Source organism: Streptomyces sp. NPDC051662 (assembly GCF_040681655.1).
Lineage (GTDB): Bacteria > Actinomycetota > Actinomycetes > Streptomycetales > Streptomycetaceae > Streptomyces.
On record NZ_JBFAZD010000018.1, the window covers coordinates 28,475 to 46,995 of the forward strand.

At 74.8% G+C, this 18,521-nt stretch carries 1 protein-coding gene; it reads right to left on the minus strand.

Going from position 1 to position 18,521, the window contains the following annotated elements; translation table 11 throughout:
* Positions 1 to 22 precede the first annotated feature (22 nt).
* Positions 23 to 18,493: a type I polyketide synthase gene (locus AB0M67_RS27235; protein ID WP_365749593.1), complete on the minus strand. Its 18,471-nt coding sequence runs from the start codon at positions 18,491 to 18,493 to the stop codon at positions 23 to 25.
* Between the last annotated feature and the right edge of the window lie 28 nt (positions 18,494 to 18,521).

The following is an 18,521-nucleotide window of genomic DNA, read 5'->3' on the forward strand; positions in this document are numbered from 1 at the left end:
TGCGCTCAACTCCGTATGTGGTCTAGGCAAGATCGCCGAATTCGCTGTCGATGAACGCGAGCACTTCCGCCCTGGAGGCCGAGGCGAGCGAGTCCTCCTCGCCGCCCGCCCGGGGCGCGTCGGCCTCGACGCGCCGCAGGATCCGGCGGAGCCGGGCGACGACCTCGCCGTGTGCCTCGGCGTCGGGTCCGAGCGCCTCGACGCCGGCCTCCAGCCGTTCGAGTTCGCCCATGACCTGGAGCACCGGGTCGTGCTCGGCGGGCGCGGCCAGCTCCAGCAGATGCGCGGTGAGCGCGGCCGGGGTGGGATGGTCGAAGACCAGGGTCGCGGGGACCGTCAGGGCGGTGGCGGTCCGCAGATGGTTGCGGAGTTCGACGGCGGTGAGCGAGTCGAAGCCCAGCGCCTTGAACGCCTGGTCGGGGTCGATGTCGTCGGCCGAGCCGTGCCCGAGCACGGCCGCGGTGTGCTCGCGCACCAGGTCCAGGACGAGCCGTTGGCACTCGGCCGGGGACAGCCCGGCGAGCCGCTCGCCCAGACCGGCCGGCGCCGCCCCCGCCGGTGCGCCCGGGGTGCCCGGGGTGCCGGTGGCCGCCGTCCGCCGGACCCGGACCAGGTCCCGCAGCACGGCCGGGACCGGCTGATCCGCGTACCGGGCGCGCAGGCCGGCCAGGTCGAGCCTGGCGGGGGTCAGCGCGGGGAGTCGGCCGAGCCGTCCGGCGTCGAACAGGGCGAGGCCGTCGGCCGTGCCGAGCGGGGCGACTCCGGAGCGGCTCATCCGCTGCCGGTCGCGCTCCTGGAGCCGTCCGGTCATGCCGCTGGCCTCGCCCCACAGCCCCCAGGCGAGGCTGGTGGCGGGCAGGCCGCGGGCGTGCCGGTGCTCGGCGAGGGCGTCCAGGAAGGCGTTGGCGGCGGCGTAGTTGCCCTGTCCCGCCGCGCCGAGCGTGGCCGAGGCGGAGGAGAACAGGACGAACATGCGGGGCGCGAGGGGCTCGGTGAGCCGGTGCAGGTTCCAGGCGCCCCGCACCTTCGGATGCAGTACGGCGGTGAGCCGGTCCCGGTCCAGCGCGGACACGACCCCGTCGTCGGTGACCCCGGCCGCGTGGACGACCCCGGCGAGCGTATGCCCGGCGGTGAGGGTCTCCAGCAGCCGCCGCACGGCGTCCTCGTCCCCGGCGTCACAGGCCTCGACCCGGACTTCGGCACCCAACTCGCTTACATCCTCGCGCAGTTGGCGCACCTCGGGCGTCTCCTCGCCGCGCCGCCCGGCGAGCGTCACATGCCGCAGGCCGTGCTCGGTGACAAGGTGCCGGGCCAGCAGGGCGCCGAGGGTGCCAGTGCCGCCGGTGATCAGGACCGTCTCGCCGGGCTCGAAGGAGACGGCCGGTACGGTCAGCACGGCCTTGCCGGTGAGGGCGGCCTGGCTCAGCGCGCGGAAGGCGGCGGTGGCGTCCCTGACGTCCCAGGTGGTGACGGGCAGCGGGACGAGCACACCGGAGTCGAAGAGTTCCACGAGGTGGTCGAGGATCTCGGCGATCCGGTCCTGGCCCGCCTCCCCCAGGTCGAAGGACCGGTAGCGCACGCCGGGATGGTCCGCGGCGATCCGCTCGCTCGCGCGCAGGTCGGTCTTGCCCATCTCGACGAACCGCCCGCCGCGCGGCATCGACCGCAGCGACGCGTCGACGAACTCCCCCGCGAGCGAGTTGAGCACGACGTCGACACCCGCGCCGCCGGTCGCCGCCCGCACGGACGCCTCGAAGTCCAGGGTCCGCGAGGAGGCGATGTGCGCGCGGTCAAGGCCGCCGTCGAGCAGGGTGTCCCACTTGGGTTCCGAGGCGGTGCCGAACACCTCGGCCCCGAGGTGCCTGGCCACCTGGACGGCGGCCATGCCGACGCCCCCGGCCGCCGCGTGCACGAGCACCCTCTCGCCCGCGCCCAGCCCCGCCAGGTCCACCAGCCCGTAGTAGGCGGTGAGGAAGGCGACCGGCGTGGCGGCGGCGGTCTCGAACGTCCAGCCGTCGGGTATCCGCGCCAGAACCCGCCGGTCGGCCACCGCTACGGGCCCGAACGCCCCGGCGACCATGCCCATCACCCGGTCCCCGGGAGCCAGTCCGGCAACGCCCGGCCCGGTCTCCAGGACGACGCCGGCGCACTCGGTGCCCAGGTCGGCGTGGCCCGGGTACATGTCCAGGGCGATCAGGACGTCCCGGAAGTTCATCCCGGCGGCGCGTACGGCGATCCGCACCATGCCGTCGGCCAGCGGCTCCGCGGCCTCGGGGCACGGCACCAGGGCGAGGTTGTCCAGCGTGCCCCGGCCGGTGCTGTCCAGCCGCCACGGCCCGGACCCGGCGGGCACGGCCAGAGACCGCCCGGAGTCCGCACGCGCCAGCCGCCGGACGTACGACACGCCCTGCCGTACGGCCACTTCGGGCTCGTCCCGCCGTACGGCCGCCGCGATGCGCGCGGGGTCCGGAGCGGCGTCGTCGAGGTCGACGAGCGTGATCCGGTCGGGGTTCTCGGTCTGCGCCGAGCGCACCAGCCCGGCCACCGTGGACTGGTCGGGCCGCACGGGCTCCCCGGTCCCTACCGCGGCCGTGTACGAGGTGCCGATCACCAGCCGGCAGTCAGCCAGCCGGTCGTCGGCCAGCCACCGCTGGAGCAGATCGAGGGCCCACTCGGCGCTGAGCCGGGCCGCTCGCGCGAGATCGCCCACGGCCTCGTCGGCGATGTCCCGCGGGCAGCGGGCGAGCACGATGCTGCCCGGTGCCTCGGCTCCGTCCGCGACGGCCGCCGCGAAGGCCGCCAGATCCGCGTGCCAACGCCAGCCGACGCCGTCCACCGGATCGCCGCCGAGCAGCACACAGGAGGCGGAGTCCGGTGACTCGTCGCCCGCGTCCTCCAACGGCGCCCACCGGGTGGCGAACAGCGAGTCGCCGAGGGCCCGAGCGCTGCCGCCGCTGCCGCCGCTGTCGCTGTCGCGGAGCCGTTCCGGCGAGACCGGACGCAGCACCAGTGAACCGATGGAGACCACCGGCCGGCCGGCCGCGTCGGCGGCGTGCAGGGTGACCGTGCCGTCCTCGCCCCCGACCAGCAGCCGGACCCGGAGCAGATCGGCGCCGACCGCGTGCACCCGTACCTCGCCCCAGGAGAACGGCAGCCGGGCCGAGCCCGGTTCGTCCGCGGCCCGGGCGGCGGGCCCCATCGCATGCAGGGCCGCGTCCAGCAGGGCCGGGTGGACGCCGAACCCGCCCGTCTCGTCCACGGGCAGACGCACCTCGGCGAACACCTCCTCGCCGCGCCGCCAGGCCGCCCGCAGCCCCCGGAAGACCGGTCCGTAGGCGAACCCGGCGTCCACGAGCCCCTCGTAGAAGCCGTCCAGGGCGACGGGTTCGGCCCCCTCGACCGGCCAGACCCCGAAGTCCACGGGCGCCACGGCGCCGACGTCCTCGGTGGGGGCCAACAGCCCCTCCGCGTGCCGGGTCCAGCGCGCCCGCTCGGCATCGTCGTCGGGCTGCGAGTAGACGGCGATCGCACGGCACCCGGTGCCGTCGGGCGCACCGAGCACCAGCCGCAACCGGACCGCGGCGTTCTCGGCGAGCGCCAGCGGCGCGGCCAGGGTCAGTTCACGCAGCGTGCCGAACCCGACGCGGTCGCCCGCCCAGCAGGCCAGGTCCACGAACGCGGTCCCCGGCACCAGCACCGTGCCCAGCACCATGTGGTCGCCCAGCCAGGGATGCGTGGCCAGCGACACCCGGCCGGTGCACAGCACCTCGTCACCCTCGGGCGCGGGCAGCCACGCCGTCAGCAGCGGATGCCCGGCCTCCGCCAGCCCGGCCGCCGCCAGGTCCCCGGCGCCCACGACCGGCTGCGGCCAGAAGCGCCGCCGCTGGAAGGCGTACGTCGGCAATTCGACCCGGCGAGCGCCGGTACCGGCGAACAGGGCCGCCCAGTCGACCTCGGCGCCGGCCTCGTGAATCCGACCGAGGGCGCGAACGGCAGAGTCCGCCTCGGGGTGCTTGGCGCGCAGGACGGGGACACAGACGGCGTCGGCCCCGGTCTGGTCGAGGCTCTCCTCCGCCATCGCGGTCAACGCACCGCCCGGACCCAACTCCAGGAACTTGTCCACACCCCGAGCCAGCACAGCCCCGACCCCATCGGCGAAACGGACAGCCTCACGGACATGCCGCACCCAGTACTCGGGGGTGGTCAGCTCCTCACCCGCGATGCGACCGGTGAGATTGGAGACGACCGGGATACGCGGCGCACGGAACTCCACCGAGGCAAGAACCTCGGCGAACTCCGCAAGCATCGGCTCCATCCGGACCGAATGGAATCCATGACTGACGGCCAACTTCTTTGTTCGACGCCCCTGTTCGGCAAAGGTGCGGGCAACGGCGGCCACCGGCTCCTCGTCACCGGAGAGCACCAGGGAACGCGGACCGTTCACCGCCGCCACCGACACACCCGCCGGCAACTCCGGCAACTCCGACTCCAAGGCTTCGACAGCGACCATCGCGCCCCCGGCAGGAAGCGCCTCCATCAGCCGGCCCCGCGCCGCCACGATCCGGCACGCGTCCGCAAGCGACCACACACCGGCGACGTACGCAGCCGCCAGCTCACCGATCGAGTGCCCCAGCAGCACATCCGCCCGCACACCCCACGAACCCACCAACTCGAACAGCGCCACCTCCAACGCGAACAAACCCGCCTGCGTGAACACCGTCCGATCCAACGCCGGCCCGTCCGAGAAGACGACCTCCTTCACCGGCCGCTCCAACAACACATCCAACCGCCCGCACACCTCATCAAAGGCGCTCGCGAAGACGGGGTACGTCTCGTACAACTCGCGTCCCATACCGGCACGTTGGGAACCCTGACCGGAGAACAGGAACGCCGTCCCGCCCTCACCGACCGGCACACCCCCGCTCAGCGTTTCCAACTGCCCCAGGAAGTCGGCCTGTTCGGCACCGACCAGCACCGCCCGGTACTCCAGCGCCGCACGCGCCGTGGCCAGCGAAAAACCCACATCGACAGGGCGCAACTCCCCCGCCCGCACATGCCCGGCCAGCCGCCGCCCCTGCTCCCGCAACGCCTCCGCAGACCGAGCCGACACCACCCACGGCACCAACCCCGCAACATCACCCGCAGGCACCTCCTCCGATACCTCCGGCGCCTGCTCCAGAATCACGTGGGCGTTGGTCCCGCTGATCCCGAACGCCGAGACGCCCACCCGCCGGGGACGGTCGTCCGTCTGCGGCCACTCCCTCGCCTCGGCCAGTACCTGCACCGCGCCCGCCGACCAGTCGACCTCCGGCGTCGGCTCATCCACATGCAAGGTCTGGGGCAGCACACCGTGCCGCATCGCCAGCACCGACTTGATAACGCCCGCCACACCGGCAGCAGCCTGCGTATGACCGATGTTCGACTTCACCGAGCCGAGCCACAACGGCCGCTCCGCCGACCTCTCCTGGCCGTAGGTCGCCAGCAGCGCCTGCGCCTCGATCGGGTCGCCCAGCGTGGTTCCCGTGCCGTGTGCCTCCACCAGGTCGACATCCACCGCCGACAGACCGGCCGAGGCCAGCGCCTGCCGGATCACCCGCTGCTGCGAGGGCCCGTTGGGCGCGGTCAGCCCGTTGGACGCGCCATCGGAGTTCACGGCCGAGCCGCGCAGCACCGCCAGCACCTGATGGCCTCGGCGTTGTGCGTCCGAGAGCCGGGTCAGCACCAGCATCCCGACGCCCTCGCCCCAGCCCGTGCCGTCGGCGCCTGCGGCGAACGCCTTGCAGCGGCCGTCCGGCGCCAGACCGCCCTGGCGGGCGAAGGCGCCGAACGCGTCGGGGGTGGCCATCACGGCGACGCCGCCCACGAGGGCGAGATCGCACTCGCCGCCCCGCAGCGCCTGCGCCGCCAGATGCAGCGCGACCAGCGAGGACGAGCACGCCGTGTCCACCGTCAGAGCCGGACCCTCCAGCCCCAGGGCGTAGGCGATCCGGCCGGACAGCACGCTGCCGACGGCTCCGGTGAGGGCGTAGTCCTGACCTGAGTCCAGGGAGGTGAGGAGGGTGCCGTAGTCGTGGGAGCCGGCGCCGACGAAGACGCCGGTGCGGCTGCCGCGCAGGGACAGCGCGTCCACGCCCGCCCGCTCCAGCGCCTCCCACGATGTCTCCAGCAGCAACCGCTGCTGCGGATCCATCGCCAGCGCCTCACGCGGCGAGATACCGAAGAACGCCGCGTCGAACTCCGCCGCGTCCGCGAGGAAACCGCCCGTCCGGGAGAAGGCCGCGTCGGGGGCGATGTCCCAGCCGCGGTCGGCGGGGAAGTCGCCGATGCCGTCCTTGCCTGCGGCGATCAGATCCCAGAGCTTCTCGGGGGTGGTCGCGCCGCCGGGGTAGCGGCAGGCCATCGCGACCAGGACGACCGGGTCGTCGGCGAGGGGCGCGGAGGCGGCGGGGGCGGCGGGGGCGGCGGGGTGCTCGGAGTCGCCGAGCAGCAAGCCGCGCAGCCGGGCCGCGGCGGCGGTGGGCGTCGGGTGGTCGAAGACGAGGGTGGCGGGCAGCCGCAGGCCGGTCGCGGCGGTGAGCCGGTTGCGCAGTTCGACGGCGGTCAGCGAGTCGAAGCCCAGGTCCTTGAAGGGCTTCGACGGTGCGACGGCCTCGGTGCCGGTGTGCCCGAGGGCCGCCGCCGCGGCCGTCCTGACCAGGTCCAGCAGTTCCCGGTCGCGTTCGGCGGCGGACAGTCCGGCCAGCCTCGCGGCCAGGCCGGGACCGTCGGCGCCCGTGTCGGCCCGGTCCGGGGCTGTGGGGCGGTTCGCCTCCGGGATGTCGTCGAGGAAGGGGCGCGGACGGGCCGCGGTGTAGGCCGCGGCGAAGCGCTCCCAGTCCATGTCGGTGACGGTGAGGGCGGTCTCGTCGTGGTCGAGGGCCTGTTGCAGGGCGTCGACCGCCCGGTCCGGGTCCATCGAGCGCACTCCGCCGCGGGCGAGTTCGCGCGCCAGGGTGTCGTCGACCATGCCGCCGCCGGCCCAGCTGCCCCACGCCACCGATGTGGCCACGAGTCCGCGCCTGCGCCGGTCCGCGGCGAGCGCGTCGGCGTAGGCGTTGGCGGCGGCGTAGCCGCCCTGGCCGGCGCTGCCCCAGATCGCCGCGCCGGAGGAGAACAGGACGAAGGCGTCGAGGTCGTGTCCGGCGAGGAGTTCGTCCAGGTTACGGGCGCCCAGGGCCTTGGCGGCGACGACGTCGGCGAGTTCGGTGAGGGTGGTCCCGGCCAGTGGCGCGTCGCGGCTGACGCCCGCGGTGTGCACCACGGCGGTGACCGGGAAGCGGTCGGGCACCGAGGCGAGCGCGGCGGCCAGCCGGTCGCGGTCGGCGACGTCGCAGGCGACGACCGTCACCTCCGTACCCGACGCGCGCAGTTCCTCGGCCAGTTCGGCGGCGCCGTCGGCGGCCGGACCGCGACGGCTGGTCAGCAGCAGGTGTCCGGCGCCCGCGTCGGCCAGTCGGCGGGCGATCCGCGCGCCGAGTGCGCCGGTGCCGCCGGTGATCACGACGGTGCCGTCCTGGCGGGGCCGCCAGGGGCGTCGTACGGCCGACCGGTCCAGGGGTGCGCGGACCAGCCTGCGCACATAGAGGCCGGCGGGGCGCAGGGCGTACTCCTGCTCGTCGGTGTCGCCGGTGAGCGCGGCCCGCAGGAGGCCCGCGGCGCGGTCGTCGGGGTCGGCGGGCAGGTCGACGAGTCCGCCCCAGCGGGTCGGGTTCTCCAGTCCCGACACCCGTCCGAGGCCCCAGAGTTGGGCTTGGTCGGGGGCGGTGACCTGGTCGGAGCGGCCGATGCCCACGGCGCCCTGGGTGAGGCACCACAGGGGCGCGTCGACGCCCGTCTCGCGCAGTGCGGTCAGCAGGGTCAGCGTGTCCGCGACGCCCACCGGTACGGCGGGGTGCCGCGGATGCGGCCGGTCGGCGAGCCCGAGCAGGGACACCACGCCGGTCCAGGCGGTGGCCGTGGCGGTGGCGGTGGCCGTGGTCCGGCGGAGGTCCGCGAGGGTCGTCACGGTCGCGTCGAGCGCGGTGGCCGCCCAGCGGGCGACGGCCGCGTCGGGTTCGTCGGTCACCAGCAGCCAGTCGCCGGTCGGGGCGGCGGCCGGGACGGAGAAGGTGGTCGAGGTCACCGGGGTCCAGGAGACGCGGTAGCGCCAGCCGTCGACGAGGGCGGAGTCCTTGTGCCGACGGCGCCAGTCGGACAGCGCGGGGACGAGTTCGCCCAGCGACCGCCCGTCGGGGAGGGCGAGTTCGGTGGCCACGGCGTCCAGGTCCCCGCGGTCCACGGCCCGCCACAGCGGCGCGTCCTCCTCCGCATGGCCACCGCCACCCCCCGTCGGGGCCGGCTCGGGCCAGAACCGGACGCGCTGGAAGGCGTAGGTGGGCAACTCGACCGGGCGAGTGCCGCTGGTGCCGGTGGCATCGGTAGTACCCGTGATGTCGGTGGTGCCGAGCACCGTCCGCCAGTCCACCGGGGCGCCCCGGACGAACGCCTCGGCCAGCGAGCGCAGGAACCGCTCGGGGCCGCCGTCGTCCCGGCGGAGGCTGCCCACGGCGGCGGCGACGGCGCCGACCCCGTCGGCCGCGTCGATCGCGTCCTGCACCGCGGGGACGAGCACCGGGTGCGGGCTCATCTCCAGGAACATGTCGTGGCCCTGGGCGAGGAGCCGCTCGGTGACCGGCCCGAACAGGACGGGCCGGCGCAGGTTTCGGTACCAGTAGGCGGCGTCCAGGCCCGCGGTGTCGAACGGTTCGCCGGTCGTCGTGGAGTGGAACGGGATCCGGCCGGGGCGCGGCGCGATCCCGGCAGCCCGTTCGGTCAGCCGTGCCTCGATCAGCTCCACCTGGGCGGAGTGGGAGGCGTAGTCGACGGGGATGCGGCGGGCCCGTACGCCTGCCGTCTCGCACTCGGCGAGGAGTTCGTCGAGCGCATCGGGTTCACCGGCGACGACGGTGGAGCGACGGCTGTTCTCGGCGGCGACGGAGATCCGGCCGTCCCAGCGGCGGATCCGCTCGGCCGTCTCGGCGGGCGGCAGCGCCACCGTCATCATGCCGCCCCGGCCGGAGAGTTCCTCGGCGATGAGCCCGCTGCGCAGGGTGACCAGCGCGGCGCCGTCCTCCAGGGACAGCCCGCCGGCCACGCAGGCGGCGGCGATCTCGCCCTGCGAGTGGCCGACCACGGCGGCGGGTTCGACGCCGCAGGACCGCCAGAGCCCGGCCAGCGACACGCTGACCGCCCAGGAGGAGGGCTGGAGCACGTCCACCCGGTCCAGTCCCGGCGCGCCGTCCGTCTGCCGGATGACCTCGGCCAGGGACCAGTCGGCCAGCGGGGCCAGCGCCTCGGCGCAGCGGTCCATCCACTGTGCGAACACCGGCGAGGACTCCCACAGCCGGGCGGCCATGCCCGCCCACTGCGCGCCCTGGCCGGGGAAGACGAAGACGACCCGGCCCCGGGTGTCGGCGGTGCCGCGCACCACCCTCGGGTCCTCCTCCCCGTCTGCGAGCGCGGCGAGCCCCGCCGCGCGGTCCTCGGGTCCTTCGGCGAGCAGGACGGCCCGCTCCTGCCACAGCGCCCTGGTCGTCACCAGGGCCCGGCCGACCCGGGCCGGCGCCGCCTCGGACAGCAGGGGGCGCAGCCGGTCGCCCTGGGCGGCCAGCGCCTGGCCGGACGCGGCGGTCAGCACCCAGGGCAGCACCGCCGGGCCGAGGACGGGCGGCTCCTGCTCCACCTGTGGTGCCTCAAGGGCGGCGGGCTCGGGGGCCTGCTCCAGGATCACGTGTGCGTTGGTGCCGCTGACCCCGAACGCGGACACCCCGGCCCGGCGCGGCCGGTCCACGTCCGGCCACGGCCGGTTGGCGGTGAGCAGTTCCACCGCGCCCTCGGACCAGTCGACCTCGGGCGTCGGCTCCGGGGCATGCAGGGTCCGCGGCAACTTCCCGTGCCGCATCGCGAACAGCATCTTCAGCACGCCCGCCATACCGGCCGCGGCCTGGGTGTGGCCGAGGTTCGACTTCACCGAGCCGAGCCACAACGGCCGCTCCTCCGAACGCCCCTGCCCATACGTCGCCAGCAGCGCGTGCGCCTCGATCGGGTCGCCCAGCCGGGTCCCCGTGCCGTGCGCCTCGACGGCGTCCACGTCGGCCGGCGCGACGCCCGCGTCGGCCAGCGCCTGCGCGATGACCCGCTGCTGGGCGGGCCCGTTGGGCGCGCTGAGCCCGTTGGACGCGCCGTCCTGGTTGACGGCGGTGCCGCGGACGACGCCGAGGATCTCGTGTCCCAGGCGGCGGGCGTCGGAGAGCCGCTCCAGCAGGACGGTGCCGACGCCCTCGCCCCAGCCGGTGCCGTCCGCGCCGGGGCCGAACGCCTTGCAGCGGCCGTCCACGGCGAGGCCGCGCTGCCGGGAGAACTCCAGGAAGATCTCCGGGCCGGACATCACGGTCACCCCGGAGGCGAGCGCCAGGTCGCACTCGCCCGCGGCCAGCGCCCGCACGGCCAGGTGCAGGGCGACCAGCGAGGAGGAGCAGGCGGTGTCGACGGTCATCGCGGGGCCTTCGAGCCCCAGGGTGTAGGCGATCCGGCCGGACAGCACGCTGGACGCCGTGCCGGTCAGGACATGGCCCTCGACGTCGGCGGAGCCCAGCAGGGTGGAGTAGTTCTGGCCGTTGGACCCGACGAACACGCCGGTCCTGCTGCCGGCCAGCGAGGCCGGCACGATGCCCGCCCGTTCCAGCGCCTCCCAGGAGGTCTCCAGCAGCAGCCGCTGCTGCGGGTCCATCGCGAGCGCCTCGCGCGGCGAGATCCCGAAGAACGCCGCGTCGAACTCCGCCACGCCATCGAGGAAGCCGCCCTCCCGGACGTAGCTGGTGCCGGGGTGGTCCGGTTCGGGGTGGTAGATACGGTCGAGGTCCCAGCCCCGGTCCTCGGGGAAGGGGCCGATGGCGTCCCCGCCGTCGAGGACGAACCGCCAGAGCTCCTCCGGGGTCCGCACCCCGCCGGGGAACCGGCAGGCGGCGGACACGATCACGACGGGATCGTCCTGGACCCGCGCGGGCGCGCCGGGCCGCTGCCCGTCAGGCGCGGCCCGCGGGCCTTCCAGGACGGCTGTGAGGTGCTCGACGAGCCTGCCGGGCGTGGGATGGTCGAAGATCAGGCCGGTCGGCAGCCGCTTCCCGAGGGCGGCGGCGAGCCGGTTGCGGAACTCGACGCCGATCAGCGAGTCGAAGCCGAGCGAGCGGAAGGTCCGGTCCTCCGGCACCCGGTCGGCGCCCTGGAGCCCCAGCACGGCGGCGACCTCACCGGCCACCACCTCACCGAGAGCCGAGCGACGTTCGTCACCACTGAGTCCGCCGAGCGCGCCCAGCGAGTCGGTCACGGGTGCGGCGGCGGCGCGTTCGAGCTCCCGCTGCCCGGCCCGGCGCACCTCGGGGACCCCGGTGAGCAGCGGACTCGGCCGTCCCGGTCCGAAGCCGGCCGCGAACCGCTCCCAGTCGACGTCGGCGACGGTCGCCGCGGGATCGCCCTCGGCGACGACCCGCCCGAGGACGGCGAGCGCGGCGGCCGGGTCGAGGGGCACCAGGCCGGTGCGGGCGAGCCGGTCCCGGGCCGCGTCCGTGTGGGCGGCCATGCCGCCGCCGGCCCAGGAGCCCCAGGCCACCGCGGTCGCGGGCAGACCGAGCCCGGCCCGGTGGACGGCCAGGGCGTCCAAGTAGGCGTTGGCGGCGGCGTAGTTGCCCTGTCCTGCCAGCCCGACCGACCCCGCGAAGGACGAGAACAGCACGAAGACCGACAGCTCCAGGTCCCGGGTCAGCTCGTGCAGGTTCCACGCCCCGGTCACCTTGGGACCGGCGACCGCGGCGAACCGCTCCGGTGTGAGCGCGTCCAGTACGCCGTCGTCCAGTACACCGGCGGCGTGCACGACCCCGGTCAGCGGCCGGTCGGCGGGCAGCCCCGCGATCAGCGCCGCGAGGGCGTCCCGGTCGGCCACGTCACACGCGGCGACGGTCACGTCCGCACCCGACTCGCGCAGCCGCGCGGTCAGTTCGCCGACCCCCTCGGCCTCCGGTCCGCGCCGGCTGGTGAGCAGTACATGCCCGGCTCCCGCCTCGGCCAGCCACTGGGCGAGACGCGCGCCCAGCGCCCCGGTCCCGCCGGTCACCAGCACGGTGCCGTCGGCGGGCAGACGCGGGCCCGCGCCGCGGTCGTCGTCGGCGCTCGGACGGACCGCGGCGGCCCGGCCCAGCCGGCGCGCGAACACTCCGGCGGCCCGTACCGCCACCTGATCCTCGTCCGTCCCGCCCGCCAGTACGGCACACAGCCGGGCCCGCGCGACCTCGTCCAGCACGACCGGCAGATCGACGAGACCGCCCCACCGCTGCGGATGTTCCAGCGCGGCGACCCGCCCCATGCCCCATACCTGGGCCTGCGCCGGAGCCGGCAGCGCCTCGGAGGGGCTCACCGCCACCGCCCCCCGGGTCACGCACCACAGCCGTCCGACGCCACCGAGATCGGTCAGCGCCTGAAGCAGGACGGCGGTGGCGGCGGCCCCCGAGGACGGCCCGCCGTCGAGCGCGAGCAGCGACACCACTCCCCGGGTGTCCGCACCGAGCGCGGCCCGCAGCGCGTCCGCGACCTCGGCGCGATCGGGCGCGACGGCGTCGACCTCGACCGTCACGGGCAGCGCACCGTGCTCCCGCAGAGCGGCCGTCACCTCCCGAACGACCTCCATGTGCTCCCCGCCCGCGGGCACGACGACGGCCCAGCCGCCGCCCAACGAGGGCAGGGAGCCGTCCGGCACGGACGCCCACTCGACGCGGTAGCGCAGCGGATCCCCGGCGGGCGCGGACACCGGCGCGGTCTGCTCCAGCCAGTACCGGCGACGCTGGAAGGCATAGGTGGGCAGCTCGACCCGGCGGGTCCCGTAGGGGGCGAAGAACGCGGCCCAGTCCACGGCCGCTCCGGCGGCATGGAGAGAGCCGATGGCGTTCACCGCGCTGCGAGCCTCCGGCTGATCGCCCCGCAGCAGGGGAACGACGGCCACCCCGCGCTCGCGGCCCTGCTCGGCGAGGGTGTCGTGGGCGAGCGAGGTCAGGGTGCCGGCGGGCCCGAGTTCGAGGAAGTGCCTTACGCCTTCACCGTGGACGGCGCTGATCCCGTCGGCGAAGCGGACGGCCTCGCGGACATGGCGCACCCAGTACTCGGGGGTGGTCAGCTCCTCACCCGCGATGCGACCGGTGAGGTTGGAGACGACCGGGATACGCGGCGCACGGAACTCCACCGAGGCGAGGGCCTCGGCGAACTCCGCCAGCATCGGTTCCATCCGGGCCGAATGGAATCCATGGCTGACGGCCAACTTCTTGGTCCGGCGCCCCTGTTCGGCGAAAGTACGGGCAACGGCGGCCACCGGCTCCTCGTCACCGGAGAGCACCAGCGAGCGCGGACCGTTCACCGCCGCCACCGACACACCCGCCGGCAGTTCCGGCAACTCCGACTCCAGGGCTTCGACGGCGACCATCGCGCCGCCCGCCGGAAGCGCCTCCATCAGCCGGCCCCGCGCCGCCACGATCCGGCACGCGTCCGCAAGCGACCACACACCGGCGACGTACGCCGCCGCCAGTTCACCGATCGAGTGCCCCAGCAGCACATCCGCCCGCACACCCCACGAACCCACCAGCTCGAACAGCGCCACCTCCAGCGCGAACAGACCCGGCTGGGCCCACTCCGTCCGGTCCAGCCCCTCGCCGCCGAAGACGACATCCCGCAGGGAACCGGGCAGCAGCCCGTCGAAGCCCGCGCAGATCTCGTCGAAGGCGCTCGCGAAGACGGGGTACGTCTCGTACAACTCGCGGCCCATACCGGCACGTTGGGAGCCCTGACCGGAGAACAGGAACGCGGTCCCGCCCTCACCGACCGGAACACCCCCGCTCAGCGTTTCCAACTGCGGCAGGAAGTCGGTCTGTTCGGTCCCGACCAGCACCGCCCGGTACTCCAGCGCCGCACGCGCCGTGGCCAGCGAGAAACCCACATCGACAGGGCGCAACTCCCCCGCCCGCACATGCCCGGCCAGCCGCCGCCCCTGCTCCCGCAACGCCTCCGCAGACCGAGCCGACACCACCCACGGCACCAACCCCGCAACATCACCCGCAGGCACCTCCTCAGACAGCTCCGGCGCCTGCTCCAAGATCACATGCGCGTTCGTGCCGCTGATCCCGAACGAGGACACACCCGCACGCCGAGGACGATCCGCCCGCGGCCACTCCCGCGCCTCGGTCAACAGCTCCACCGCGCCCGCCGACCAGTCGACCTCGGGCGTCGGCTCATCCACATGCAAGGTCTGGGGCAGCACACCGTGCCGCATCGCCAACACCGACTTGATAACGCCCGCCACACCCGCGGCAGCCTGCGTATGACCGATGTTCGACTTCACCGAGCCGAGCCACAACGGCCGCTCCGCCGACCTCTCCTGGCCATACGTCGCCAGCAGCGCCTGCGCCTCGATCGGATCGCCCAGCGCCGTGCCCGTGCCGTGCGCCTCCACCAGATCGACATCCACCGCCGACAGACCGGCCGAGGCCAGCGCCTGCCGGATCACCCGTCGCTGCGCGGAACCGCTGGGCGCGGTCAGCCCGTTGGACGCGCCATCGGAGTTCACCGCCGAGCCGCGCAGCACCGCCAGCACCGGCCGCCCGTCCCGCACCGCGTCCGAGAGCCGGGCGACGGCCAGCATCCCGACGCCCTCGCTCCAGCCCGTGCCGTCGGCGCCCGCGGCGAACGCCTTGCAGCGGCCGTCGGATGCCAGACCGCCCTGGCGCGAGAACTCGGCGAACATGCCCGAGGTCGCCATCACGGTCACGCCGCCGACGAGAGCGAGGTCGCACTCGCCGCCCCGCAGCGCCTGCGCCGCCAGATGCAGCGCGACCAGCGACGACGAGCACGCCGTGTCCACCGTCAGGGCCGGACCCTCCAGCCCCAGGGCGTAGGCGACCCGGCCGGACAGCACGCTGGGGGCAGTACCGGTCAGCACATGTCCGTCTGCGTCCGAGGGTTCGTGCAGTCGGGGGCCGTACTCCGAGGGGCTCGCGCCGACGAAGACGCCGGTGCGGCTGCCGCGCAGGGACAGCGCGTCCACACCCGCCCGCTCCAGCGCCTCCCACGACGTCTCCAGCAACAGCCTCTGCTGCGGATCCATCGCCAGCGCCTCACGCGGCGAGATACCGAAGAACGCCGCGTCGAACTCCGCCGCGTCCGCGAGGAAACCGCCCTCGCCGGGGAAGTCAGCGGCGAGTTCCCACCCGCGGTCCACGGGCAGCGCGGAGATCGCGTCGCCGCCGCCGGACACGAACCGCCAGAGGTCCTCGGGCGACCGGATCCCGCCGGGAAGACGGCATCCCATGCCGACGATCACGACGGGATCGTCCTGAACGAGCGCGGGCGCCTCGGTCATGTCCTCGGTGTGCGGGGTGGTCCCGTCGGCCTGGAGCCCGCGGGCCAGGGCATCCGGGGTCGGGTGGTCGAAGAGGAGGGTGGTGGGGATCCGGCGGCCGGTCGCCTCGGTGAGCAGTTCGCCGAGTTCGGCCAGCATCAGGGAGCTGAAGCCCAGTTCCTTGAAGGGCGTGTGCGGGGCGATGTCGTGAGCGGAGTCGTGGCCGAGCACCTGGGCCGTGGCCTGCCGGACCAGTTCCGGCGTCGCCCGCCCGTGGACCGGCCGGATCCGCCCCTCCGCCGGTTCGGCCGCGCCCGGACCGACCGCGCCCGGGCCGGACAGCCAGTGCCGGCGGCGCTGGAAGGCGTACGTGGGCAGCGGCACGCGTCGGGCGCCGGCCCCGCCGGCCAGTCGCTCCCAGTCCATCGGAACGCCACGGACGTACAGGGCGGCCAGCGCGGCGAGGGCCGCCGCCGGCTCCTGGCGGTCGCCGCCGCGCAGCAGGGGCACCGCGACCGTCGTGGCGCCTCGCAGACAGTCCCGTGCCATGGCCGACAGGACTCCGTCGGGGCCCAGTTCGAGGAGCGTGGTGACACCCCGGTCCTCCAGGAGGCGGACGCCGTCCAGGAAGCGGACGGCGGCGCGGGCGTGCCGTACCCAGTACTCGGGCGAGCGGGCTTCGTCGTCGGTGAGGAGGGCGCCCGTCTCGTTGGAGACGACCGGGATCCGGGGGGCGTGGAAGGTCAGGGCCTCGGCGACCTCGCGGAACTCCGCGAGCATGCCGTCCATGTGCGGGGAGTGGAAGGCGTGGCTGACCCGCAGCCGCTTGGTCTTGCGTCCTTGCCGCGCCCAGTGGGCGGCGACGGCGAGCACGGCGTCCTCGTCGCCCGCGATCACGGTGGAGGCCGGGCCGTTGAGGGCGGCCAGGGTCACCGACTCGGTGACGAACGGCGTCAGTTCGTCCTCGGTGGCCTGGATCGAGACCATCGCGCCCGTCTCCGGCTGTGCCTGCATCAGCCGGCCGCGGGCCGCGACCAGAGTGCAGGCGTCCGTGAGGGTGAGCACTCCGGCGACGTGTGCGGCGGCGAGTTCGCCGACGGAGTGGCCGAGGAGCAGGTGCGGGGTCAGGCCGCAGTGCTCGGCGAACCGGAAGAGGGCGACCTCGACGGCGAACAGCGCGGGCTGGGTGAACTCGGTGCGGTCCAGCAGGGCGGCCTCGGGCGAGCCCGCCGGGGCGAACAGCACGTCCCGCAGCGGCAGGCGCAGGTGCGGGTCCAGGGCCGTACACACCTCGTCGAGGGCGGCGGCGTACCGCGGCGAGGTCCGGTACAGCCCGTCGGTCATGCCGGGCCGCTGGCTGCCCTGTCCGGTGAAGACGAAGGCGAGCGAGCCGTCGGTGACCGCGCCCCGCACGACGTCCGGTCCGGGGGCGCCGTCGGCGAGGCGGGCGAGTGCGGCCGACACGTCGTCGGGTCCGTCGGCGAGCAGCACCGCGCGCCGGTCGAAGGCGGTCCTGGCGGTGGCGAGGGTGTGGGCGACGTCGGTGAGCCGGAGGCCGGGGTGGGCGTCGAGGTGGGCCCGCAGCCGTGCGGCCTGTTCGCGCAGCGCCGGTTCGTCGCGGCCGGTGACGAGGAGGGGGGCCGGTGTGCCGGCCGGGCGGATCGCGGGCTCGGCGGGCTGCTCGGCGGCGGGGTGCCCGGCGGCGGGCTGCTCGGCGGCGGTGCCGGTCCACTCGGTGAGGACCACATGGCAGTTGGTGCCGCCCATGCCGAAGGAGCTGACGCCGACGACCAGCGGTCCTGCCGGGTCGGGCCGTGACTGCTCCGACCCTGTCGGTTCCGGCCAGGGCGCGAGTGCCGTGTTCACCCGCAGCCCCAGTTCCGCCAGCGGGATATCGGGGTGGGGGGCGGTGAAGTTGAGGCTCGCGGGGATCTCCCGGTACCGCACGCTCAGAACGCCCTTGAGGAACCCGGCGATGCCCGCCGCGCCCTCCAGGTGACCGATGTTGGTCTTCACGGAGCCGACCAGCAGCGGCTGTCCGGCCGGCCGGCGGCTGCCGAGGACGGCGCCGAGCGCGGCGGCCTCGACCGGGTCGCCGACCGGGGTTCCGGTGCCGTGCAGCTCCACATAGCCGACGGCGTCCGGGGAGATCCCGGCCCGTTCGTAGGCGGCGGTCAGCACCGCCTGCTGGCCGTCGCGGTCGGGCACGGTCAGGCCGTCGCCGCCGCCGTCGTTGTTGACGGCGCTGCCGGCCAGCACGCAGTAGATGTCGTCGCCGTCCGCGAGCGCGTCGGCGAGCGGCTTGAGGACGACGACCCCGCCGCCCTCACCGCGCACATAGCCGTTGGCGCGGGCGTCGAAGGCGTAGCAGCGGCCGTCCGGGGAGAGCGCGCCGAAGCGTTCCACGGTGACGGTGCTGTCCTCGGCGAGGATCAGGTTCACCCCGCCGGCCAGGGCCACGGAGCACTCGCCGCGGCGCAGGCTCTCGGCGGCCAGGTGCACGGCGACCAGCGAAGAGGACTGTCCCGAGTCGACGGTGAAGCTCGGACCGCGCAAACCCAGCGTGTAGGAGACCCGGTTGGCGATGACACCCCGGTTCAGGCCGGTCGACGTCTCCGGGGTCACGGCGGCCGGGCCGGCGGCCTTCGACAGGCTGGCGTAGTCGTCGGCGATGGCGCCCATGAAGACGCCGGTGCCGGTGCCGGCGAGCCGGGCGGGGCGGGCGCCCGCGTCCTCCAGCGCCTCCCAGGCCAGCTCCAGGACAAGCCGCTGCTGCGGGTCCATCGCCGCGGCCTCGCGGGGCGAGATGCCGAAGAAGGCGGCGTCGAACCGGTCGACCGACTCCAGGAATCCGCCCCTGCGGGGTGCGTAGGGGCGATCGGGGGCGGGGGCCCCGACGGCGTCCGTGCCCTTCCGCAGAAGTCCGCGGAATTCGTCCGGGCCCGCCGCGCCGGGCAGTCGGCACGCCATTCCCACTACGGCTATCGGCCAGGTGGATCCTGCCCGGAATTCAGCAGCCTCTGACTCGGATCCACCCGCCATGTAATTCCCTTACCTCACTAGGAATACG